Below are 22003 nucleotides of genomic sequence, written 5' to 3'. Positions count from 1 at the left end.
CGTACAGACAGGGACAGAAGAAAGACCGCAACATTGAAACCGACGCTGGCGATCCGACTGCACGAGTTTCTCGAACGTCATTTTCCCGAACGCCGGGTGTTTCTGCGATCCGACACCGACACGCGCTTCATCCGGCTACGCCCCGGCACGCAGATCATCGCCGCTGTCGGCACCTGTGCGATCGTGGCCTGGACGATCATCGCGACCGCTGTTCTGGTGATGGATTCCATTGGCGCGGGCAATTTCCGCGAGCAGGCGAAGCGCGAATTGCAGACCTACGAGGCGCGGCTCAACGCGCTGGCCGAAGAGCGCGACCGCCGGGCACAGGAGGCGTTGGCAGCGCAGGAGCGGTTCAGCTCGGCGCTGGCGCAGATATCGGCCATGCAGTCGGAACTTCTCGCCTCCGAGACGCGCCGACGCGAGCTCGAAACCGGGCTCGAGATGGTCCAGGGCACCCTGCGCCGCGCAATGTCCGCGCGCGAGGATGCGCAGCACAAGGTCGCGCGCCTCACCTCGCAAATCCAGGCCGGGAAGGCCGAGAACCCCGGCGCCGCAACCAGCCCAGCGGACGATCCCACGGTTGAGGTGCTGACCACCGCGCTCGCCGATGCGGCGCGTGAGCGCGACAAGACCCTCGCTGAGGCCGAGGACGCTCAGCGCGACGCCGAGGAGATGGCCTTCGAGTTGCGCCTCGTGAACGAGCGCAATTCCGAGATATTCAGCCGCCTCGAGGACGCGATGACCATCTCGGTCGAGCCGCTGGAAACGATGTTTCGCAAGGCCGGTCTCGATCCGGATACGTTGATCGACACGGTAAGACGGGGCTATTCCGGGCAGGGTGGCCCGCTCACCCCGATCTCGCTCTCTACGCGCGGCACCGCCCCCTCACCGGAGGCCACGCGCGCCAACCGCATCCTGACACGGCTCGATGAGCTGAACCTCTATCGCCTCGCCGCCGGCAAGGTTCCGCTGGCGATTCCGGTCAAGGGCGCGTTCCGCTACACTTCAGGATTCGGCATGCGGTGGGGGCGGTTGCACGCGGGCACCGATTTCGCCGGAGCGCACGGCGCCCCCATCCATGCCACTGCCGACGGCGTTGTGACCCATGCAGGATGGCTGTCGGGCTACGGGCAACTCGTCAAGATCAAGCACGCTTTCGGCATCGAAACACGTTATGCGCACATGTCTAGAATCCGGGTACGCGAGGGCCAAAGGGTCTCGCGCGGGGATCGGATCGGTGATATGGGCAACACTGGACGTTCCACCGGCACCCACCTACACTACGAGGTTCGGGTGGATGGCAAGGCGATCAACCCCATGACCTATATCAAGGCTGCGAGAGATGTTTTCTAAGAGCAAGATCAACGAACCCGCACAAAAGCCCGCCGAGACCAAGCCGGCCACGACGGACACGCGGACCGAAAGTCCCCGCGTCGATACCGGCGGCGACCAGCGCAGCACCTCGCCCAAGGCCAAGCCGCCGGCGTCGGTGCTGTCGTCGGACCTGCACGTGGTCGGCAACCTGCGCACAACCGGCGACATCCAGGTCGAGGGCACCATCGAGGGCGATATCCGCGCGCACCTGCTGACCGTCGGCGAAGGTGCCACCGTCAAGGGCGAGGTGATCGCCGATGACGTGGTGGTAAACGGGCGTATCGTGGGCCGCGTGCGCGGCCTCAAGGTGCGGCTCACCTCATCCGCGCGGGTCGAGGGCGACATCATTCACAAGACCATCGCCATCGAATCGGGCGCGCATTTCGAGGGGTCGGTGCAGCGACAGGACGATCCGCTCTCGGGCAACAAGCCCGGCGCCAAGGGCGGCGCACAGGCGGCCCCAGCCCAGCACCAGCAGGGTGGGACGCAACAGGCGGCTGCACAGCAAGGCGGCGCGCAACCTGCTGCCAAGCCCGCGGACGCCAAGCAGAGCTGATCCGGCAACCGACGCAACACAGAAAAGGCGCCCTGCCCCGGCAGCGGCGCCTTTGTTGTGTGCGATGGTCGTGCCTCACGCCTCCAGCTCGGCATCCCAGTACAGGAAGTCGATCCAGCTTTCGTGGAGGTGGTTGGGCGGGAACTTGCGGCCCATGTTGCGCAACTCCTCCGCCCCGGGGGGACGCGGCGGGCGGCGCAGGCTCATCCCAACCTGCCGCAGGCTGCGCGCGCCCTTGCGCAGGTTGCACGGAGAACAGGCGGCCACGACATTCTCCCAGCTTGTGCGCCCGCCGCGGGCGCGCGGCACCACGTGGTCGAAGGTCAGGTTGTCCTTTGCGCCACAATACTGACAGCGGAATTCGTCCCTCAGGAAAAGATTGAAGCGCGTGAATGCCACGCGCTTCTTAGGTTTCACATAGTCTCGCAACACGATTACCGAAGGTATCCGTATCTCGGTACTCGGACTGCGCACCCAGTGATCGTATTGCGCGACAATATCCACCCGGTCGGACCAGACCGCCTTGATCGCCTCCTGCCAGGTCCAGAGCGACAGAGGATAGTAGGAGAGTGGTCGGTAATCGGCATTGAGCACCAGCGCCGGAAACTGCCGCAGTCCAGCCGGCTCTCTCACGAACTCGCTTCTGAAATCACCGTCCATCGCGTTCACAGCCCCTGTGGCGCCCTCTCTTGCGGCGGGCGGGACATGCACCCACCCTCAAGACTACTATATATCGCGGCGACCACCTGACAAGCCTTAGATATTGCGCCACATCTAGCGATTCCATAGCCGCGGAAGGTAACCGCCATGTGACACGCTCAGGCCGCAACACCCGGGTCCTGCTCTGACTGCCGCCGCCACAGCGCTGCATAGCGACCACCGCGCGCCAGCAGGTCGGCATGGCTGCCCTGCTCGGCCACGCGACCGTCCTCCAGCACCACGATCCGATCGGCACCCGCCACCGTCGAGAGACGGTGCGCGATCATGATGACAGTGCGCCCCTCCGCAGCGCGGGCAAGCGCGTCCTGGATGTCGCGCTCTGTCCCGGTGTCGAGCGCGCTGGTCGCCTCGTCAAGCAGCAGAATCGGTGGGTTCTTCAAGAGCGTGCGCGCGATTCCCACGCGCTGTTTCTCGCCACCCGAAAGCTTCAGCCCCCGCTCGCCGACCTGCGTGGCATAGCCCTCGGGAAGCCCGGCGATAAACTCGTGGATCTGGGCCGCCCGCGCCACTTCCTCGATCTCGGCCTGGGTCACGTCGTCGCTACCATATCCGATGTTGTAGCCGATCGTGTCGTTGAACAGCACCGTGTCCTGCGGCACCACACCGATGGCCGTGTGCAGGCTTTCGAGGGTGACATCGCGGATGTCCTGCCCGTCGATCGTGATGCGCCCGTCCTGAACATCGTAGAATCGGAACAACAGCCGCCCGATAGTCGACTTGCCCGATCCCGACGGTCCCACCACCGCGACCATCTGGCCAGCGGGCACATCCAGCGTCACGCCCTTGAGGATGGGGTTGCCCGGATCGTAGCCAAAGCGCACATCCTCTAGCCGCACATTCGCGCCCGCTACGGCGAGCGGTCGCGCGCCGGCCCGCTCGCGCACGTCAGGCGGTTGATCAAGCAGGTCAAACATCTCGCCCATGTCCACCAGCGCCTGCCGGATCTCTCGATAGACCGTGCCGAGGAAATTGAGCGGCATGGTAATCTGGATCATGTAGGCGTTGACCATCACGAAATCGCCCACGGTCATCGTGCCCGCCTGAACGCCCGTGGCCGCCATCACCATCACTGCCACAAGCCCGCCGGTGATGAGGAATGATTGCCCGAAATTGAGGAACGAGAGCGAATAGGCAGTCATGAGCGCCGCACGCTCGTAGCCCGCCATCGCCCGGTCGTAACGCGCCGCCTCCAGCCCCTCGGCCCCGAAATACTTGACCGTTTCGTAATTGAGCAGGCTGTCGATGGCCTTCTGGTTGGCATCGGTGTCTTGGTCGTTCATCTCGCGGCGCAGCTTCACGCGCCACTCGGTCACCTTGAAGGTAAAGGCGACATAGGCCGCGATCACCCCGGCCACCACCACCAGGTACCAGATGTCGAAGGCCAGCCACAGGATCACCCCCACCATCAGCAATTCGAGGATCAGCGGCGCGATGGAGAACAGCAGGAAGCGCAGCAGGAAATCGACGCCCTTCACCCCTCGCTCTATGATCCGGCTCAGCCCGCCGGTGCGCCGCGTCAGGTGATAGCTGAGCGAAAGCGCGTGAATGTGCTGGAACGTCTCAAGCGCGAGCGTGCGCAGCGCCCGCTGACCCACCTTGGCAAAGGCCGCGTCGCGCGCCTGCTGGAACCCCACGTTCATCAGCCGCGCCATGCCATAGGCCACGGTCAGCCCGATGGCCCCCGCCCCCAGCGCCCATGCCGGGCCTGGCCCCTCGCCCGCCAGCGCATCTACTGCAACCTTGTAGAAAACCGGCGTTGTCACCGCCACCAGCTTGGCCGCAAGCATTAGCGCCAGCGCCAGCACCACCCTGCGTCGCACCCACGGCTCTTCCGCGCTCCACAGGTAGGGAGCGACCCGGCGGATGATCCGCCATCCACCGCTCTCGGACGTGTGGCGTTCGGGGGAGGAGTCGCTCATCGGTGGCTCGTGTCCTTGCTGCCGGACCCCACAGATAGCGGCGACACCCCCCGATGACCAGAGCGCGGCGCTACTGCGGCAACTCGAATACCTGCCCGGGATAGATCAGGTCGGGATCGCGGATGCGGTCGCGGTTGGCCTCGAACACGCGCACGTAGAGGATTCCCTCGCCATAGGCCTCGCGCGAGATCGCCCAGAGGGTCGAGCCGGGCTGCACCGTCACCACCGACATGCGCGGCGGTTCTGGCGTGCCGTCCCCGTCCTTGTCGTCGTCCTGCGCCGCAAGCGTGGCCACGTCCTCGCGCTTGAACGGCGTCTCGACCCGCGAGGTCACCTCGCCCCCGGCACCGACCTCGTCAACGCGCAACGTATAGATACCGGCATCCACCTCTGGCAGAGAGCTGCGCCATGCACCGCTCTCTTCCACCGGCGCAGTGGTGACGGCACGATTGTCAACGTAGATGCGCACACGCGCGTCGGGCGTGCTGGCCCGTCCGGAAAGTTTCACCTCGCCCGAATCGGAATAGCTGATCGAATCGAGGGCCACTGACGCCATCACGTCCGGCCCCTGCTCGGCGGGGGCCTGCAACACACGCACACCCTCGGTATCCGACAGCACCACCGTGGGTGGCGCGGGCGTCTCGGCGGGCGGCTTGGCCTGCGCGACCGAACCCTCGTCCGCGCCCGGCTGCAAAGCGTCTGCGGTGGGCGGAGCCACGGGCGCGGCGGGCTGTTCCTTGCGCGCCTCCGGGGCCGGATCGTGCATTTCGGACGCTGTTTGAGTTACCTCGGCGGTGGGCGCGCTCGTCTTCGCCGTTTCCGCATTCGCAATCTCTTCCGTCTCCGGTTGCGCCCCCGCCGTCTCGGTTACCTGATCTTCGCCAATGTCGGGCGCGCCCCCGGTCGTTACCCCCTCCTGCGCTGCGGGTGAGGGAGGCGTCGCGGTGTCGGCCTGTGCCACCGCCTGCGGGCGCGGAGCCGGGGGCGGCGACGGCGCGATCAGGATCTCGTCAGGCGCGCGGATCACGCGCCCGTCCTCGAGCAGCAGTTCCAACCCCAGCACTCGTACCGCATCGCTCAGCGGCAGGTCGAGAAATGCCACGAACTTGCCCGACCGGTCTGACAGGGTCGTGCCGAGGCGGACATCATCCACTGTGATCGCCACCTTGCCGCCCGGAATCGCGCGCCCAGCGACGAGCATCTGCCCATCCGGGTCAAGGCGGAAGGTGTCGAGCGCGGGCGGTTGCGGGCGCTGCGTCTCCGGCTCGGCCTCAGGATTCGCGCCTACGTTCGCCATGGCGGCTGGCGCCACGGGATCCTGTTGCGCTGTCTCGCTGGCTTCGACCGACTCGCCCGCGTCCTGCGCGTCTGGCGTGGGTTTTGCGACGGGTTCGGGCGACAGCTCAGTGGCAGGTTGTGCCGCCTGCTCCGGCTCGGGCGTGGATAGCGACAGGCCACCATCCGCAAAGAAATAGGTGCCGATGGACACCACCGCAACAACCGCAGCCACCCCGAGCCCGATCACGGGACCCGCACCCAATCCGGCGATTTTGCTCATCTTTCCCGACATCCCCAACCAGGGCACCATGCCCGGTTGTCGGAGCATATCAACAAGGCTATCAGGGGTCAAAGCAACCCTTTGAGCGACAGGAGAAATTCATGACACACGCGGCTGTCTGTGTCTTTTGCGGCGCACGTGAGGGTCATGACCCGTCCTACCTGGCGGCCGCGGAGGAGACCGGCCGGATGCTGGCCGAGAACGGTTGGGAGCTGGTCTACGGCGCGGGCGACGTGGGGCTGATGGGAGCAGTGGCGCGCGCGGCACAGGCGGCAGGCGGGCGCACGCTCGGCGTGATCCCCGCGCATCTGGTGGGACGCGAAGGTGGCAAGCGCGATCTCACCCGTTACGTCGTCACCGAGACCATGCATGAACGCAAGAAAGTGATGTTCATGAACTCCCACGCGATCGTGGTACTTCCGGGGGGCGCAGGCTCGCTCGACGAGCTGTTCGAGGTGCTGACATGGCGCCAGTTAGGCCTACATGAAAAACCGATTTTTCTTCTGAATACTGAAAGTTACTGGATACCTTTTATCCAGCTGGTCGAGCATGTCATCGCCTGCGGCTTCGCCGATGCGAGTCTGCGGCACATGATCCGCGAGGTGGATGACCCTCAGGCTCTCGGCACCGCCCTGCGCGCCGCTCTGTCCTGACGCAGGCTCGCGGTGGTGTAGATCGCGAGCGCGGTCCATATCATGGCAAAGGCCACGGCGTGCCAAAAGCTGAACGGCTCGAGAAAAATCAGTGTTGCCACTAGAAATTGCAGGGTGGGGTTCAGATACTGCACCAGCCCCACGGTGGCCAGCGTGACGCGCTTGGTGGCATAGCTGAACATGATCAGAGGCGTGCCGGTGAGGATGCCGGAAAACGCCAGCAGCAGGCTGTCACGCCAGTTCGCGGTAAAGGCACCGTTGCCGCTGGAATGAAAATACCACAGCACCGTCAGCGCGATCGGCGACAAGAGCAGAACCTCGGCGGTGACAGACACCACCGGCCCGACGGAAAGCCCTTTCTTGACAAGACCGTAGAGGCCAAAACTCGATGCCAGCACCAGCGCGATCCACGGCGGCACGCCGAGGCCCAGTGTGAGCGTCACCACCGCGCAGAGCGCCAGCCCCACAGCGAAAAGCTGTGCCCGGCCCAGCCGTTCGCGAAACGCAAGCGCCCCGAGCAGCACCGCCACCAACGGGAAGATGTAATAGCCCAGCGACGCCTCCATCGCGCGGCCCACTTGGATCGAGGTGATGAATACGAACCAGTTGGTCGAGATCATCAATGCGGCGAGCGCTATGGACAGCACCGAGCGCCGCCCGGCCAGCGCCCGGCCAAGCATAGAAATCCGCCCCTGCGCCAGCAACACGAGGGCGAAGAAGGCGCACGACCAAAGCGTGCGATGCGCCAGGATCTCGATGGGCGGGACATGGGCGAGCAGCTTGTAATAGATGCCCGACAGCCCCCAGACCGTGCAGGTGGCGACCATCGCCACAATCCCCTTGGTCGCCTCGCGCATCTGCGGCCCGCTCCTTCTGCCTCGCCGCTCTTGCTGCCCTGCCCGAGCGGCAATGGCAAGAGCGACCAGGCAACGAGGTCCGCCACGGGCCGGCGGGGCTCAGTGCGCCGCCAATTCCGCCAGGAGCACTTTTTCCAGCCTATCGCCGGGATGGTTGGTCAGGTCCTTGCCGATCTCGGCCACGACGCACTGCGCGACCTCCTTGTGCAAGTGATCACGCAGGCCGCCGAGCGTTTTCGGCGGGGCCACGAGGATCAGCCGCTTGAAGGTGCCGCGATGCGCCATCCGGTAGAGGACATCCGCCATGTCCGAGGCGAACCTCGCCTCGTCCAGCTCGTGCCAATCCGCGCCGGACAGGCCCGAGCGCTGCCCCGGCCCGGGATCGGTCATGCGTCCGGGTCGGTCGCTCTGTTGCTCGCGATTCGGGGGCAGGTCCTGTTCCTCGACGCGGCGGATCACGAGATTGGGGGCCTGTGCGTCGGTCACGTTTTCGAGAAACAGCGCCTTTTTCCCGTCTGCTACCAGAACCCAAGTGCCGTGCGAAAGTTCGCTCATCTGCATCGCTCCATTTTCTGCGTCTTTGCCGTTTGCCACTATCGCCCGTTCCGGGTACGGGCGGCGTTGATACGGATCAACCGGATGCGAGAAACCCCGCACCATTGGCGCGAGGTTCCGTGTCAAGGTGCATAGCCGACCGCAATCACATCCGCGAGGCGACGTTTTCCCAGTTCACCAGGTTGTCGAGGAAGTTCTGGAGGTAAGCCGGGCGCTTGTTGCGGAAGTCGATGTAGTAGGAATGCTCCCACACATCACAGCCCAGAAGCGCGGTCTGCCCGAAGCAGAGCGGGTTCACACCGTTCTCTGTCTTGGTGACCTTGAGGCTGCCATCGGTATCCTTGACCAGCCAAGCCCAACCTGAGCCGAACTGACCGGCGCCCGCAGCGGAGAATTGCGATTTGAACTCGTCGAGGCTGCCAAAGCTCTCGTTGATCGCCTTTTCCAGCTCGCCGGGCATGCCGGTGCCGCCGGGGGCCATCATCTCCCAGAACTGGTTGTGGTTCCAGTATTGCGAGGCATTGTTGAAGATGCCCGATTGCGCCACCGCTTTCGGGTCATAGGTGCCTCGGATGATCTCCTCCACCGATTTGCCTTCCCACTCGGTACCGGCGATCGCCTTGTTGCCATTGTCGACATAGGCCTTGTGGTGGATGTCGTGGTGATATTCCAGCGTCTCGCGGCTCATCCCGTGATCGGCGAGCGCGTCGTGGGAATAGGGCAGGTCGGGAAGTTCGAAGGCCATGTGGTCCCCCTGTTCGTTGGCGTTGAAATCCTGTGCCCGTTACATGGTGACGGGCGCGCTAAAAGGTCAACCCCGCGCGCCGGAGTTTTTCCCTCGGGAATGGCGCCCGCTCAGCCGTAAACGCCCACCTCGCCACCAGGAAGAGCCGCTGTTTTCAACAGGTTGAAAGCATACTCACCCACCGAGCGGAAACACACCAGGTGAAAGGTGCCGCCCTCGTCCAGCCAGAAGGCGGCCGGCACCTGCGCCATGCGGGTGCGGCGGAACATGCCGGGGGCAAAGGTGTCAGGCGAGAGGTCCACCGGGCAAAGCTTGGCCAGAACCTCGCGCGCGCCCGCCCCCGAGATCCGCAGGAAGGTGCGCGCGTCCGAGACGTTGACAGCCAGGAAATGCTGCCCCTCGAGCGCCGCCTCCAGCGTGGCGATGGTCTCGGCCACCTTGTCATAAGGACACATCAAGAGCAGTTCGTCCGGCGACATCCACAGCGCCGCGGTTCCCTTCCCGCCCAGCGCCGCGCGCTGTCCGGGAACGTCCAGACCCACGGCTTTCTTGACCGCGGCTTTGACCTCCTTGGAGGCCAGATCGCCCCGCAGGGTAATCATGCCGGTGGGGCCGGCATCCTCGATGGTGGCGATCCCCTCGTACCGGGCGCCATTCAGGGCAGTTACGGGCTCAGCCATTCTGTTTCTCCCCGTCCTTGTCGTAAAACACCTGATCGACGATCTTGGCCTTGATGATGCCGCCGTCAACCTTTGGGAATTCCAGCACTTCGCCCATGCGGTCCGGCCCATGCAGGACCAGGCCCATGGCGATGCCACGGCCCAGCGTAGGCGAGTGATAGGTAGAGGTCACGCGCCCCTGCACATTGCGCTGCCCGTTGGCGTTGTGGCCATCCGCCGTGGCATAGGCCCCATCAGGCAGAACCGAGCCGTCGAGCGTTTCCAGCCCCACCAGCTTCCAGCGGTTTGGGTCGGCCATGTGGCTGCGTTCCTGCGCGCGCTTGCCGATATAGTCCTCTTTCTTCTTGGAAATTGCCCACTGCATGTTGAGGTCCTGCGGGATGACCGTGCCATCCGTCTCGTCCCCGATCATGATAAAGCCCTTCTCGGCACGCATGACGTGCATCGCCTCGGTGCCGTAGGGCATGACGCCATACTCGGCCCCAGCCTCCGTCAGCGCGTCCCACAGCGCGCGGCCATGGCTTGCGGGCACGGAAAGCTCGAAGCTCAACTCGCCAGCGAAGGAGATGCGGAACACGCGCGCGGGGATGCCCGCGACGGTGATCTCGGTCCAGCCCATGAAGGTGAGCGCGTCGGCGCTGATGTCATCATCGGTGAGCTTCTCGATCACCTTGCGCGAGTTGGGGCCCGCGACGCCGACCTGCGCGTATTGCTCGGTGACGTTGGCGGTATAGACCTTCCAGTCCCACCATTCGGTCTGGAGCCATTCCTCCATGTGACCATGGATCGATTCCGCCCCGCCGGTGGTGGTGTGGCAAAGGAACGTCTCCTCGTCGAGCCGCGCCACCACGCCGTCATCCATGAGAAAGCCGTTTTCGTTGCACATGAGGCCATAGCGGCAGCGACCCGGCTTCAGGGTGGACATCATGTTGGTATAGAGCATGTCCATGAAGCGGCCCGCATCCGCGCCCTTGACGATGATCTTGCCCAGCGTCGAGGCATCGAGCAACCCGAGGCTGTCGCGGGTCTGGGTAATCTCGCGGTTTACAGCCTCGTGCCGACCCTCTTCGCCCTTGGGGAAGCAATAGGGGCGGCGCCATTGGCCAACCGGCTCGAAATCCGCGCCGTTGGTTTCGTGCCAGCCCTGCATCGGTGTCTTGCGAATGGGCTGGAAATTGGCCTTGGTCGCCTCGCCCGCGATCGAAGACAGCGAAATCGGCGTGTAGGGCGGGCGGAACGTGGTGGTGCCCGTCTGTGGGATCGGCTGGCCCACCGCGTCCGAAAGAATCGCCAGACCGTTGATATTGCTCAGCTTGCCTTGGTCTGTGGCCATGCCCAGGGTGGTGTAGCGCTTGGCGTGCTCGACGCTCTCATAGCCCTCGCGGGCGGCGAGCTGCACGTCCGACACCTTCACGTCGTTCTGATAATCGAGCCACGCCTTCATCCGCAGCTTGTAGCCCGCTCCCTGCGGCATGAGCCAGACGGGCTGCATCGGCGCTTCCGGCGACGCGCTGCCCTGGGGCGCCTTGCCCTTGGGCTTGGCCCCCATGGCCTTTGCCGCGGCCTGTCCCGCGGCGTGGGCGTCGGCCACGACGCTGGCCAGATCGCCCGCACCGTTTGCGGACCCGGCGGGGATAACGAAGCCCTCTCCGTGCGCGCCGCGCGGCGGGTTCTCGGGATCGGGGCGGAAATGGGCCTGTGCGTCGTCCCAGACGAGCTTGCCACCGCAATGCGACCACAGGTGCACCACCGGCGACCAGCCGCCCGACATGGCGACTGCATCACAGGCGATCTCCTCCAGCGCCGCGCCCTCGCCCGCCTGCGCGCAGATCGCGACGCCGGTGACGTGCTTGCCGCCCTTGACCTTTGCGATGCCCTTTCCGTTCTCGATGCGAATACCCAGCGCACGCGCCTCCTCGGCCAGCGCGCCGCCGCCCTGTTGGCGCGCGTCGAGGATCGCGGGAATCTCGAGACCCAGCTTCTTCAGCGTGACAGCCGTGCGGTAGGCGTCGTCATTGTTGGTCACGACCACGGTGCGGTCGCCAATGGAAACGCCGTAATCCACCGCGTAATCGCGCACCGCCGAGGCGAGCATGACGCCGGGAATGTCGTTGCCCGCAAAGCTGAGCGGGCGCTCGATGGCCCCCGTCGCGGTGACGATCTGGCGTGCACGGATGCGCCACAGCCGGTGGCGAGGGGCATCGTTGCCCGGCGCGTGATCGCTCACGCGCTCATAGCCAAGCGCATAGCCATGGTCATAAACACCCGCACCCATGCACCGCGTGCGCAGGGTGACGTTGGGCATGTCTTGCAGTTTTGCAATCGTGGCGTCGATCCACGCCTCGACGGGCTGGCCGTCCACCTCGCCGCCATCGACGGGCGCGCGCCCGCCCCAATGGGCGGTCTGCTCGATCAGCATGACCTTTGCGCCCGCCTCTGCCGCGGCAAGCGCGGATTGCAACCCGGCCACACCGCCGCCGACCACGAGTACGTCGCAGAAATAGTAGAAATGCTCATAACGGTCGGGATCGCCGGGGTTCGGTGCCTTGCCGAGCCCTGCCGACTGGCGGATGAAGGGCTCGTAGACATGCTTCCAGAACGGGCGCGGGTGGATGAACATCTTGTAGTAGAAACCCGCGGGCAGGAAGCGTGCAAAGTGGGTGTTGACCGCGCCGATATCGGTCTCGAGGCTGGGCCAGTGGTTCTGGCTGACAGCCACAAGTCCGTCGAAAAGCTCGGTCGTCGTGGCGCGCTGGTTGGGTTCGAACCGCGTGCCTTCGCCCAGACCCACGAGCGCGTTGGGCTCTTCCGCCCCGCTCGCCACAACACCGCGCGGGCGGTGATACTTGAACGAGCGGCCCATCAGCATCTGGCCGTTGGCCAGCAGCGCCGAGGCGAGCGTGTCGCCCGGATGGCCCTGCATCCGCTTGCCGTTGAAGGTGAATTCCTGCGCGCGACCGCGATCGAGACGGCGGCCGCCGGTGGCCAGACGTGTGCTCATGTGCCAGACCTCTTGCCCGTTGCGGGCGTGATGAGTTGGGTATTTTTGCCAAGAAGAAGAGTCATGCGAACTCCCTCCATTTCCAGCCGGGGCGCTTGGCGGTGATCGCATCGCGGATGTCCTGCGGCGGCTCCAGCGTCTGGGCCGGATAGGTGCCGTAGACCTCTAGCGTCATGGTATCGCGCGCCGCGTGAAACCACTTGCCACAGCCGTTATTGTGCCGCCAACGCTCGAAATGCACACCCTTGGGGTTCTCCTTGGCAAAGAGATAGGTGTGGAACTCGTCGTCCGAGGAGCCAAGGCCGAAGCGCTTTAGATGCGCCTCGCCACCTTGGTGGAACTCGGTCTCCTCGGCGGTGACGCCGCAGCAGGGGCAGGTGAGGATCAGCATTTTCCATCCCTCCTTAGTGGGCGACGCCAGCGGCGACGGATTCGTCGATGAACCGACCCTGGTAGAACCGGTCGAGGCCGAACTCGTCGCAGAGCGGCGAGTGCCCCTTGGCCATCAATTCGGCAAAGCCCCAGCCGGAGCCCGGGATCGCCTTGAACCCGCCAGTGCCCCAGCCCGCGTTGATGAAGATACCCTCGACGGGCGTTTTTGACAGGATGGGCGAGCGGTCGCCGGTGACGTCCACGATGCCGCCCCACTGGCGCAGCATCTTGAGCCGGGCGACCATCGGGAAGGTCTCGACCAGCGCGCGCACGGTTTCCTCGATATGGTGGAACGAGCCGCGCTGCGTATAGTTGTTGTAGCCGTCGGTGCCGCCACCGATCACCATCTCGCCCTTGTCGGACTGGCTCATGTAGCCGTGCACGGTGTTGGCCATGACGACGCAATCCATGCAGGGCTTGATCGGCTCGCTGACCAGCGCCTGAAGCGCCACGCTCTCGATCGGCAGGCGGAAACCGGCCATGTCGGCGAGGTGACCCGAGTGACCGGCCACCACGATGCCCAGCTTGTCGCAGTCGATATCGCCGCGATTGGTGGTCACGCCGGTGACCTTGTCGCCGTCGCGGCGGATGCCGGTCACCTCGCATTTCTGAATGATATCCATGCCCATCGCCGAGCACGCCCGCGCATAACCCCAGGCCACGGCATCGTGCCGTGCGGTACCCGCCCGCGCCTGCCACAGCCCGCCGAGAACCGGGTAGCGCGGCCCGTCGAGATTGATGATCGGCACGATCTCCTTGACGCGCTGGGGCGTGATGAACTCGGTGGTCACACTCTGTAGCGCGTTGGCCTGCGCCGTGCGCTTGTAGCCGCGCACCTCGTGCTCGGTCTGCGCCAGCATGATGACGCCGCGGGGCGAATACATGATGTTGTAGTTGATATCCTGGCTCAGCGTTTCGTAGAGCGAGCGGGCCTTCTCGTAGATGGCCGCCGACGGATCCTGGAGATAGTTGGAGCGAATGATGGTGGTGTTGCGGCCCGTATTGCCGCCGCCCAGCCAGCCCTTTTCCAGCACCGCCACATTGGTGATGCCAAAGTTCTTGCCGAGGTAATAGGCGGTTGCAAGGCCATGCCCGCCGGCGCCGATTATGATGACGTCGTAGCGCTTCTTTGGCTCGGGCGAGGCCCAGGCGCGTTCCCACCCCATGTGGTCGCGCAGGGCCTCTCGGGCGACGGCAAAGACGGAATAGCGTTTCATGCGCGGGGTGTCCTTTCCGGGGATTCGCGGGCCGGTAACGATGCGATGGTAATGCGACGGGCGCGCGGGCGAAAGGTGACCGAGGGCGGCGCTTCGCCCGCGAATTGCGACATTGCGACATCGCGGCGCGGGGCTCGGGCCGTGATACGCGGCTTTGCCCCTTTTTTCCGCGCGCGCTGCGCTTTAGATGGGGGTGAGAGAGGACGACGATCATGAGCTTCTGGATCATCGCGGCGGCGCTCGCTATCGGCACCGGGCTGCTTCTGGCGCTGGCGGCGCTGCGCGGGCGTGCGGGGGCCGAGCCGCCCGTTTCCTACGATCTGCGCGTCTATCGCGACCAGCTGCGCGAGATTGAGCGCGACGCAGGCCGTGGCGTGATTGCCGACGGAGATGCCGAGCGGCTGCGCGCCGAGGTCTCGCGCCGCATCCTTGCCGCAGATGCGCAGCTGCGTGCAGGCGGGGCGACCGCCGGTCAGCCGCGCATCGCCGGACGAGCCGGGGCCCTCGTGGCGATGGTGCTGGTCGCTTGCGGCGGGTTGGCGCTCTATGCTGCGCTTGGCGCGCCGGGCTACGGCGACATGCCGCTTGCCGCACGGATCGCCGCCTCCGAAACGGCGCGCGCCGAGCGGCTCGGGCAGGAGGCTGCCGAGGCCCGCTTTGGCCCCGGAGAGATGGCCCCGCCGGAGGGGACAAGCCAAGAGCATCTCGAACTGGTGGAGCAGTTGCGCAAGGTCGTGGCAGCACGGCCCGAGGATCAGCAGGGGCTGCGCTTTCTGGTGCGCAGCGAGGCCGCGCTCGGGCGCATGGTAGCGGCGCGCAAGGCGCAGGAGAAGCTCGTCGCGCTACGCGGCGATGCCGCGAGCGCCACCGATCACGCAACACTGGCCGAATTGATGATCGAAGCGGCGGGAGGTTATATCTCGACCGACGCGGCGGCGGCGCTGCGCGCCGCGCTCGAGCGAAATCCGCGCGCGCCCACCGCGCGGTTCTATCTGGGCTTATGGCATTTGCAGCTCGACCGGCCCGACCTCGCATTCCCCGTCTGGCGCGACCTGTTGGAAGACAGCACCCCCGACGCGCCTTGGGTGCCCACGATCCGCGCCGAGATCGGCGAAATCGCACAGCGCGCGGGCGTGCGCTATACCCCGCCCGAAGAATCCGAAGGGCGCGGGCCATCTGCCGCCGACATGGAGGCCGCCGGCGACATGGACCCCGAGGCGCGCGCCGCTATGATCCGCGGCATGGTTTCACGGCTGTCCGAGCGGCTCGCAACCGAAGGTGGCCCACCCGAGGACTGGGCACGGCTCATCAACGCCTATGGCGTGATGGGCGAAACGGCGCAAGCCCGGCGCATCTGGACCGAGGCGCGCGAGACCTTTGGCGGCGATGCCCGCGCGCTCGGCATTCTGCGCACGGCGGCAGAGGCCGCAGGCGTGACCGAATGATCTGCGAAGACATCGCCGACTTCGCCGTCGCGCTCGCGCCCGAACGCGGGGTGATGGGGCTCGATCTTGGCACCAAGACCATCGGCGTGGCCCTCTCCGACCGGCTGCTGTCGAGCGCCAGCGCGGTAGAAACGGTGAAGCGACGCAAGTTCACCCTCGATGCCGCGCGTCTGCTGGAGATCGCGGCGGCGCGCGAGGCGGGCGGCGTCCTGCTGGGCCTGCCGCGCAATATGGACGGCTCGGAGGGCCCGCGTGCCCAATCCACCCGCGCCTTCGCTCGCAATCTCTCACAGCTCACCGATCTGCCCATCGGGTTCTGGGACGAGCGCCTGTCGACCGTGGCCGCCGAACGCGCGCTCCTGGAGGCGGATACGACACGCAAACGTCGCGCAGAGGTCATCGATTCGGTCGCCGCCGCCTATATCCTGCAAGGGGCGCTCGACCGAATGCGCCATATGAGGACCGAGCAGCATGGCGGATGATGTCTGGAATCGCGACGAGGTCGAGAGCCCCTGCGTGCGCGTCTGCGTCGTCCACCCGGAGGCGCGCATCTGCACCGGCTGCCTGCGCTCCATCGACGAGATCACCCGTTGGTCAAAGATGAGCACGGAGGAGCGCCGCGCCATCATGACTGCCCTGCCCGACCGCGCCGACCTACTGAGGAAACGCCGCGGCGGTCGCGCCGCAAGGCTGGCGCGCGGCGGCTGAGGCGTTGGCGATCCCGCGGGGACTCGAGCCGGCTCTGTTGCACAAAGCGCGTGAGGGATTCATGTCGCGAATCCAGTGTGGTAGCTGGGCGACATGAGCAGACCCACACCCCCGACCTACAAGACCAAGGAACTGGCTGGCCTACAATGAAGCGCTCAAGCGCCGCGGCTCGCTGACGATCTGGTTTAACCCCGATATGACCTGGGAAGCTGCGCCGACTGGCAAACGGCGTCGGCAACTCAGTTACAGCGACACCGCCATCCAGACATGCCTGACGATGAAAGTGTTGTTCGGCATGGTGCTACGCCAGACCACGGGCTTCGTCGAGAGCCTGCTGCAACTGGTTGGCTTGGACAGGGCGGTGCCGGACTTCAGCACGCTTTCCCGCCGCCAGAAGGCCTTGGTCGTGAACATCCCGTATCGGGGCTCCACGGGGCCACTGCACCTGCTGATCGACAGCACCGGGATCAAGATCGAGGGCGAAGGCAAGTGGCATGCGCGCTAACACGGCGACCCCAAGCGACGGGTCTGGCGCAAGATCCATCTTGGGATCGATGAGCCACACTGGAGGTTCGGGCCGTCGAGATCACTGGCAGCCATATCGGTGACGCGCCCATGCTGCCTGATCTTATAGGCCAGATCCCGATGGACGAGGAGGTCGCCAGGGTCACGGCCGACGGCGCCTATGACACTCGAAAGTGCCACGATACTATAGCTGATCGCGGCGCCCATGCCGTTGTTCCTCCGCGCAAGAATGCCAAACCCTCGAAGCCAACCACGCCGGGCGCGCTCGCGCGCAACGAAGCCCTGCGGGCCTCGAAATACCTCGACCGTGCGATCTGGCGACGGTGGAACGGATACCACCGCCGAAGCCGCGTCGAGACCAAGATGCACTGTATAAACCGAAGGTCCGCGAAGCGAAATTGCTCGGGCAGGGCCTCATGGCGAGAGACTTCGACCGCCAGGTCGCAGAAATCCATGTCCGCATCGCAGTCCTCAACAGCTACACCGCGCTCGGCATACCAATAACTGAACCAATAGGATGAGTCTGTCCGGGGAAAGGGGACGTCTGGCCTCAGCCGATTTGTGCAACAGGGTCTCCTCTACGTCCAAAGACTGGTCTTCGACCGGGTCTTCGGAATCCCCCCTGAGGGGCGCCTGAAAAACCTCTGTGAGCATACCCTCTGTGTCAACCCGCACCATTGGCTCCTCGGGGCTCAAGAGGTTCCGGAGCCCCCGGAATTTTCCGAGGACTATCCCCTCGAGGAGGCCATCGGGGTCGTCGACATGTACTTGGACCTCCATACGAGCATCGATCGCAACCACAACCTTCTGGTCGACATGCCCGAAGAGTTTCTTCGCGGCGCTATGGTCGGACTCAACAAGGAACACCTGATATGAAACCGGTGACCTGCGGGTTCAGGGCCCGACTCAGAATTTCTGGGACGCAAGCCAATCCTTGAACACCGCGATCTCGGGACTTTTATTCGTGTCCTCGTACTGAACCAGAAAGAACTTCTGCAGCATGGATATCTGGTAGGGAACGGGTGCGATAAGCGCACCTGTTTTTAGATAATGTCTGGCAAAGCTGCGGCTAATGAGGGAAGAGCCGTGCCCGGCCGTAAGAATCTGCAGGGCGACCAGAGACGAGTCCGCCTTCATCCAATGCACCGGCACTGGCAAATCGAGCCCGTACTTGTCAGACAGGCGCCCCCAGTCGGTTTCCGATCCGACGACCTGGACGACACTGGCGGCGGCCAGCCCTTCAATCGAGAGGTCGTCGCCCATGGATGACGCATGGTCGGGATGACAAACGACTACCGCATCATCGACCTCGAGGGGCCAGATATTCCGTTCGGGCCAGTCACCATCGCCGTAGCGGATGTCGAGATCGATACCCGCGTCGGTCATGCGATCCGACCAGACCGTAGTGAACAAGTCGATCTCGATCTCGGGGTGCCGTTCGCGAAACGCGTTCAGCCGCGGTGCCAGGACCAGCGCGCCAAACGAAATGGACGACCGAACCCGAAGTGTCGCCTTGCGTCGCCCGCGAAACAGGCCGTCGGTCGCCTGTTCCATCTCGAGAAAGGATTTCCGAAGCGGTTGTGCATAGGCTTGGCCGACATCGGTCAGCGCCACGCCCTTCGGCAACCGCTTGAACAGCTCAGCCCCCAGTCGCTTTTCCAGAAGCCGGATCTGCTGGCTGACGGCTGCCGGGGTCAGATGAAGCTCGTCCGCGGCCGCCGTGAACGAACTGTGACGCGCCGCGGCATCGAACGCGCGCAGCCAGGTAACATGGGGCAATCTTCGCATCCGGCGTTTCCTTTCGGGGCACAACATGGCCTTGGACGCAGCCATGCGCAATTCGATGAGACCAAAATAATATAAGGCCTAGGCGGCGAAAGTCGTTGTTTGTGACTGTGCCGCTTTTATCCCCATATGTGATCGGCGGTCAGGCGGAGAGAGCAGATGGATGAAGTCGACTACGTGATCGTTGGAGCAGGATCCGCAGGCTGTGTGATGGCCAACCGCCTGTCCGCGAACGGCCACCACCAGGTGCTGCTGCTCGAGGCCGGGGGCGGCGATGCACGCATGTGGATCAAGATCCCCGTAGGCTATGCCATGACCTTCTCCGACCCGACACTGAACTGGGGCTACATGACCGAGGCGGATACCGGTCTCGCGGGCCGTCGGATCTATTGGCCGCGGGGGCGCGTCATCGGAGGATCAAGTTCGATCAACGCCATGGCCTATGTCCGCGGTCAGCCCCGCGATTTCGATGACTGGGCGGCGGCCGGTGCGACCGGCTGGAATTGGCAGGCGGTAGAGGATGCCTATGACCGGATAGAGACCCGCGCACCGGGTGCGTCGCGGGCAAAGCCGTCCGGCGAAGGACCGGTCTGGGTGCAGGATCTCTCGGATCAGATGCATCCTTTTTCGAGGAACTTTCTCGAGGCGGGCCGCAACGCCGGATTTGCAGTGATCGACGACATGAACCGGCCCGGAGCCGATGGTCTCGGGTTCTACCGCAGCACCGTGCGGCGCGGCGTTCGCTGGTCCTCTGCTGATGCGTTCCTGCGGCCCGCGACGCGGCGGGCCAATCTGCGGGTCATCACCCATGCGCATGTTACCCGGTTGGAGTTCAGCGGCGCGCAGGTGCATGGGCTCGCCTATATGCGAGGCATCCAAACGTGCCACGTTCGCGCACGCAAGGAGGTCATCCTCTGCGCCGGGGCCATCAACAGCCCGCATCTGCTGCAACTGTCGGGTATCGGCCCGGCTGACCTCTTGAAGGCGCAGGGGATCGAGGTGCAGCACGATCTGGCCCATGTGGGCCAAGGGCTTCAGGATCATCTGGCGGTGTCCTGTCAGTTCCGAGCCCGTGTGCCGACGCTCAACAACATGCTGGGCAGCCCCTCGGGCCGGCTGCGCGCGGCGCTGCGCTACGCGCTCACCCGCAAAGGCGCGCTCTCTGTTCCGGTCAATCAGGTGGGCGGCTTCGTACGGTCCACGCCACAACAGGCGGTGCCCGATGTGCAACTCTTCTGCAACCCGGCCTCCTACGAGATCAACAGCGCCGGCAGGGTCGTTCTTGACCGGCAGCCAGGATTCCTGCTCTCAGCGCAACCCTGCCGCCCGACCAGCCGCGGGCATGTGCGGATCGCCTCGGGTTCCTGGCGCGATGCGCCTGTCATACAGCCCAATTCCCTTGCGACCGATGACGACCTTGACGCGGCCGTGCGGGCCAGCAAGGTCATCCGTACCCTCGCGCGGAGCCCGCAATTGAAGACGGTGACCGAGTTCGCCAAATCTCCGGATTTCGACACGATGGACGATGCGGCCCTTCTCGACGACTTTCGCAACCGCGCCTCGACCGTCTATCACCCGTCTTGCACCTGCCGCATGGGGCACGGCCCGCATGACTCGGTGCTCAACGCCCGGCTTCAGGTTCACGGGGTGCCGGGGCTGCGGGTGGTCGATGCGTCCGCCTTCCCCAACATCACATCCGGCAATATCAACGCCCCGACCTTGATGCTCGCGATGCGGGCCGCCGACATGGTGCTGCAAGACGCCGGGTGAGCGCCCCCAAAAGCGCTGCAAAAGGAGATGCGACATGATCACACTGAACACATTCTATATCGACGGGGCCTGGGTTGCGCCTGCCTCGAGCGAGACGATGCCGATACGCTCGCCCGCCACCAACCGTCAGATCGGCACCGTCGCCATGGGCAACGCAGAAGATGCGGATCGCGCCGTTCAGGCCGCCAAACGCGCGTTCGAGACGTTTTCCATGACCTCCAAGGAGGAGCGTCTGGCCTTGCTGCGCCGCCTAGCCGAGGTGACGCGGGCGCGCCTGGACGATCTGGCCCATGCCATGACAACCGAGATGGGCGCGCCGATCACAATGTCCCGCGCTGTGCAGGCCGATGCCGGTATCGGTCACCTCGAGGCCTTCATCGCCGCGCTGGAGAGGCTGGACGAGGAAGAGATCCTGCCCAATGGCGATGTCCTGAGCCGCGAGCCGATCGGCGTCTGCGGGCTGATCACGCCGTGGAATTGGCCGATCAACCAGATCGCGCTCAAGGTGATACCCGCGCTTGCCGCCGGCGCGACCTGCGTGCTCAAACCGTCCGAGCATACGCCACTCTCGGCGCAGGTCTATGCCGAGATCGTGCACGAGGCCGGGTATCCGGCGGGGGTCTTCAACCTCGTGCAGGGCGACGGGCCGACGGTGGGTGCCGCGCTGGCGCGCCACTCCGACGTGGCGATGATGTCGTTCACCGGATCGACGCGTGGCGGCAGCGCGGTAGCACGCAACGCCGCCGACAGCTTCAAGCGGGTGACGCTGGAACTGGGCGGCAAATCCCCTAACCTGATCTTCGCCGACGCGGATCTTGAGAAACGCGTGGCCGAGGGTGTGGCTGCGTGCTTCTTCAACACCGGGCAATCCTGCGATGCCCCCACCCGCATGCTGGTAGAGCGCAGCGTTTATCCCCGCGTGCTGGAATTGGCCCAAGCCGCCGCCGAAGCCAGCGTTATGGGCGATCCCGAGCAGGAGGGCGATCACCTCGGGCCGCTCTTCGATGAGATCCAGTATGACCGGGTGCAGACTATGATTGAGACAGGGCTCAACGAGGGGGCGCGCCTTCTGACCGGAGGAACGGGCCGCCCCGACGGATTGCCTGAGGCGCTGCAATCCGGCTGGTTCGTGCGCCCGACGATCTTTTGCGATGTCACGCCGGAGATGGTGATCTGGCGCGAGGAGATTTTTGGCCCGGTGCTGGTCATCACCCCGTTCGACACCGAGGAAGTGGCGATCGCACTGGCCAATGATACCGAGTACGGGCTCGCGGCCTTCATCCAGACCGGCAGCGAGGAGCGCGCCCTGCGGGTCGCACGCCGCCTGCGTGCAGGCGGCATACATATCAACGGGCGCGATGCCGATTACGGATCGCCCTTCGGCGGATTCAAGCATTCCGGCAACGGCCGCGAAGGCGGAGTACAGGGTCTGGAGGATTACATGGAAATCAAGGTCCGCCCGCCCTTCGCCGCCTGACAGGGCGTGCTCCCCAAACGACAGAA

At 65.0% G+C, this 22003-nt stretch carries 20 protein-coding genes and 1 pseudogene; 10 read left to right on the top strand and 11 right to left on the bottom strand.

Going from position 1 to position 22003, the window contains the following annotated elements:
• Positions 1-33: 33 nt before the first annotated feature.
• Together C6W92_RS11370 and C6W92_RS11365 are read left to right on the top strand one after the other, a co-directional pair.
• Positions 34-1353, top strand: coding sequence for a M23 family metallopeptidase (locus tag C6W92_RS11370; protein ID WP_206735524.1), 1320 nt, complete (start codon positions 34-36; stop codon positions 1351-1353).
• A complete protein-coding gene (locus tag C6W92_RS11365; RefSeq protein WP_129433170.1) occupies positions 1343-1930 on the top strand; it encodes a polymer-forming cytoskeletal protein in 588 nt (195 codons plus the stop codon). Before C6W92_RS11370 ends, C6W92_RS11365 begins: the two co-directional genes overlap by 11 nt.
• A gap of 75 nt (positions 1931-2005) precedes the next feature.
• On the opposite strand, the gene C6W92_RS11360 is transcribed toward C6W92_RS11365, so the two are convergent.
• The 3 genes from C6W92_RS11360 to C6W92_RS11350 all read right to left on the bottom strand — a co-directional run bounded on the left by C6W92_RS11360 (position 2006) and on the right by C6W92_RS11350 (position 6127).
• The gene (locus C6W92_RS11360) at positions 2006-2590 is read right to left on the bottom strand and encodes an HNH endonuclease (RefSeq protein WP_129433168.1); all 585 of its coding nucleotides are present in this window, start codon (positions 2588-2590) and stop codon (positions 2006-2008) included.
• Between the two features lie 158 nt (positions 2591-2748).
• Positions 2749-4569, bottom strand: a complete 1821-nt coding sequence (locus tag C6W92_RS11355; RefSeq protein WP_129433166.1) for an ABC transporter ATP-binding protein/permease — start codon at positions 4567-4569, stop codon at positions 2749-2751.
• A 70-nt stretch (positions 4570-4639) separates the two neighbouring features.
• On the bottom strand, positions 4640-6127 hold the full coding sequence (locus tag C6W92_RS11350; protein WP_164989221.1) for a LysM peptidoglycan-binding domain-containing protein: 1488 nt from the start codon (positions 6125-6127) through the stop codon (positions 4640-4642).
• A 101-nt stretch (positions 6128-6228) separates the two neighbouring features.
• Between C6W92_RS11350 and C6W92_RS11345 the strand changes: the two genes are divergently transcribed.
• A complete protein-coding gene (locus tag C6W92_RS11345) occupies positions 6229-6780 on the top strand; it encodes a TIGR00730 family Rossman fold protein (protein WP_129433162.1) in 552 nt (183 codons plus the stop codon).
• Here C6W92_RS11345 and rarD read toward each other — a convergent pair.
• The 7 genes from rarD to C6W92_RS11310 all read right to left on the bottom strand — a co-directional run bounded on the left by rarD (position 6741) and on the right by C6W92_RS11310 (position 14267).
• Positions 6741-7637, bottom strand: coding sequence for an EamA family transporter RarD (gene rarD / locus C6W92_RS11340; protein ID WP_129433160.1), 897 nt, complete (start codon positions 7635-7637; stop codon positions 6741-6743). The two genes, C6W92_RS11345 and rarD, sit on opposite strands and share 40 nt — an antisense overlap.
• A 99-nt stretch (positions 7638-7736) precedes the next feature.
• Entirely contained in the window at positions 7737-8192 is a 456-nt protein-coding gene (locus C6W92_RS11335) for a host attachment family protein (RefSeq protein WP_129433158.1), read from the bottom strand.
• Positions 8193-8337: 145 nt separating this feature from the next.
• Positions 8338-8937 carry a superoxide dismutase gene (locus tag C6W92_RS11330; RefSeq protein ID WP_129433156.1) on the bottom strand — a complete coding sequence of 200 codons (600 nt, stop codon included), beginning with the start codon at positions 8935-8937 and terminating at the stop codon, positions 8338-8340.
• A gap of 110 nt (positions 8938-9047) precedes the next feature.
• Complete coding sequence (locus tag C6W92_RS11325; protein WP_129433154.1) at positions 9048-9617, bottom strand: sarcosine oxidase subunit gamma family protein; 570 nt, start codon at positions 9615-9617, stop codon at positions 9048-9050.
• Complete coding sequence (locus tag C6W92_RS11320) at positions 9610-12618, bottom strand: sarcosine oxidase subunit alpha family protein (protein ID WP_129433152.1); 3009 nt, start codon at positions 12616-12618, stop codon at positions 9610-9612. The genes C6W92_RS11325 and C6W92_RS11320 overlap by 8 nt, the downstream gene beginning before the upstream one ends.
• A 61-nt stretch (positions 12619-12679) precedes the next feature.
• A complete protein-coding gene (locus tag C6W92_RS11315) occupies positions 12680-13009 on the bottom strand; it encodes a sarcosine oxidase subunit delta (protein WP_129433150.1) in 330 nt (109 codons plus the stop codon).
• 13 nt (positions 13010-13022) lie between these two features.
• Positions 13023-14267: a sarcosine oxidase subunit beta family protein gene (locus tag C6W92_RS11310; protein WP_129433148.1), complete on the bottom strand. Its 1245-nt coding sequence runs from the start codon at positions 14265-14267 to the stop codon at positions 13023-13025.
• A gap of 212 nt (positions 14268-14479) precedes the next feature.
• Here C6W92_RS11310 and ccmI point away from each other — a divergent pair, with 212 nt between their 5' ends.
• From ccmI to C6W92_RS11285, 5 genes and pseudogenes are all read left to right on the top strand, one after another.
• Positions 14480-15712, top strand: a complete 1233-nt coding sequence (gene ccmI / locus C6W92_RS11305; protein WP_129433146.1) for a c-type cytochrome biogenesis protein CcmI — start codon at positions 14480-14482, stop codon at positions 15710-15712.
• Entirely contained in the window at positions 15709-16194 is a 486-nt protein-coding gene (gene ruvX, locus C6W92_RS11300) for a Holliday junction resolvase RuvX (protein ID WP_129433144.1), read from the top strand. Before ccmI ends, ruvX begins: the two co-directional genes overlap by 4 nt.
• Complete coding sequence (locus C6W92_RS11295; RefSeq protein ID WP_129433142.1) at positions 16184-16420, top strand: DUF1289 domain-containing protein; 237 nt, start codon at positions 16184-16186, stop codon at positions 16418-16420. The genes ruvX and C6W92_RS11295 overlap by 11 nt, the downstream gene beginning before the upstream one ends.
• 93 nt (positions 16421-16513) lie before the next feature.
• A pseudogene (locus tag C6W92_RS11290) lies at positions 16514-17466 on the top strand (IS5 family transposase).
• Positions 17467-17506: 40 nt separating this feature from the next.
• Positions 17507-17821 carry a hypothetical protein gene (locus C6W92_RS11285; RefSeq protein WP_129433140.1) on the top strand — a complete coding sequence of 105 codons (315 nt, stop codon included), beginning with the start codon at positions 17507-17509 and terminating at the stop codon, positions 17819-17821.
• 30 nt (positions 17822-17851) lie between these two features.
• Here C6W92_RS11285 and C6W92_RS11280 read toward each other — a convergent pair whose 3' ends face one another.
• A complete protein-coding gene (locus tag C6W92_RS11280) occupies positions 17852-18733 on the bottom strand; it encodes a LysR substrate-binding domain-containing protein (protein WP_164989220.1) in 882 nt (293 codons plus the stop codon).
• Positions 18734-18889: 156 nt separating this feature from the next.
• On the opposite strand from C6W92_RS11280, the gene C6W92_RS11275 reads away from it, so the two are divergent.
• Both C6W92_RS11275 and C6W92_RS11270 read left to right on the top strand, forming a co-directional pair.
• A complete protein-coding gene (locus C6W92_RS11275) occupies positions 18890-20500 on the top strand; it encodes a GMC family oxidoreductase N-terminal domain-containing protein (RefSeq protein ID WP_129433137.1) in 1611 nt (536 codons plus the stop codon).
• A 34-nt stretch (positions 20501-20534) separates the two neighbouring features.
• Positions 20535-21977, top strand: coding sequence for an aldehyde dehydrogenase family protein (locus C6W92_RS11270; RefSeq protein ID WP_129433135.1), 1443 nt, complete (start codon positions 20535-20537; stop codon positions 21975-21977).
• The last annotated feature ends 26 nt before the right edge of the window (positions 21978-22003 follow it).

This window comes from Roseovarius sp. A46, assembly GCF_004126395.1.
Taxonomy (GTDB): domain Bacteria; phylum Pseudomonadota; class Alphaproteobacteria; order Rhodobacterales; family Rhodobacteraceae; genus Roseovarius; species Roseovarius nitratireducens.
The sequence above is the reverse complement of the archived record's forward strand: the minus strand, read 5'-3'. Positions and strand labels throughout refer to the sequence as shown.

What these genes read in the sequence shown, in the direction of transcription:
- C6W92_RS11365 (WP_129433170.1), top strand. Translation starts at nt 1,343, where the DNA reads ATGTTTTCTAAGAGCAAGATCAACGAACCCGCACAAAAGCCCGCCGAG.
- C6W92_RS11360 (WP_129433168.1), bottom strand. Translation starts at nt 2,590, where the DNA reads ATGGACGGTGATTTCAGAAGCGAGTTCGTGAGAGAGCCGGCTGGACTG.
- C6W92_RS11355 (WP_129433166.1), bottom strand. Translation starts at nt 4,569, where the DNA reads ATGAGCGACTCCTCCCCCGAACGCCACACGTCCGAGAGCGGTGGATGG.
- C6W92_RS11350 (WP_164989221.1), bottom strand. Translation starts at nt 6,127, where the DNA reads ATGAGCAAAATCGCCGGATTGGGTGCGGGTCCCGTGATCGGGCTCGGG.
- C6W92_RS11345 (WP_129433162.1), top strand. Translation starts at nt 6,229, where the DNA reads ATGACACACGCGGCTGTCTGTGTCTTTTGCGGCGCACGTGAGGGTCAT.
- rarD (WP_129433160.1), bottom strand. Translation starts at nt 7,637, where the DNA reads ATGCGCGAGGCGACCAAGGGGATTGTGGCGATGGTCGCCACCTGCACG.
- C6W92_RS11335 (WP_129433158.1), bottom strand. Translation starts at nt 8,192, where the DNA reads ATGAGCGAACTTTCGCACGGCACTTGGGTTCTGGTAGCAGACGGGAAA.
- C6W92_RS11330 (WP_129433156.1), bottom strand. Translation starts at nt 8,937, where the DNA reads ATGGCCTTCGAACTTCCCGACCTGCCCTATTCCCACGACGCGCTCGCC.
- C6W92_RS11325 (WP_129433154.1), bottom strand. Translation starts at nt 9,617, where the DNA reads ATGGCTGAGCCCGTAACTGCCCTGAATGGCGCCCGGTACGAGGGGATC.
- C6W92_RS11320 (WP_129433152.1), bottom strand. Translation starts at nt 12,618, where the DNA reads ATGAGCACACGTCTGGCCACCGGCGGCCGCCGTCTCGATCGCGGTCGC.
- C6W92_RS11315 (WP_129433150.1), bottom strand. Translation starts at nt 13,009, where the DNA reads ATGCTGATCCTCACCTGCCCCTGCTGCGGCGTCACCGCCGAGGAGACC.
- C6W92_RS11310 (WP_129433148.1), bottom strand. Translation starts at nt 14,267, where the DNA reads ATGAAACGCTATTCCGTCTTTGCCGTCGCCCGAGAGGCCCTGCGCGAC.
- ccmI (WP_129433146.1), top strand. Translation starts at nt 14,480, where the DNA reads ATGAGCTTCTGGATCATCGCGGCGGCGCTCGCTATCGGCACCGGGCTG.
- ruvX (WP_129433144.1), top strand. Translation starts at nt 15,709, where the DNA reads ATGATCTGCGAAGACATCGCCGACTTCGCCGTCGCGCTCGCGCCCGAA.
- C6W92_RS11295 (WP_129433142.1), top strand. Translation starts at nt 16,184, where the DNA reads ATGGCGGATGATGTCTGGAATCGCGACGAGGTCGAGAGCCCCTGCGTG.
- C6W92_RS11280 (WP_164989220.1), bottom strand. Translation starts at nt 18,733, where the DNA reads ATGCGAAGATTGCCCCATGTTACCTGGCTGCGCGCGTTCGATGCCGCG.
- C6W92_RS11275 (WP_129433137.1), top strand. Translation starts at nt 18,890, where the DNA reads ATGGATGAAGTCGACTACGTGATCGTTGGAGCAGGATCCGCAGGCTGT.
- C6W92_RS11270 (WP_129433135.1), top strand. Translation starts at nt 20,535, where the DNA reads ATGATCACACTGAACACATTCTATATCGACGGGGCCTGGGTTGCGCCT.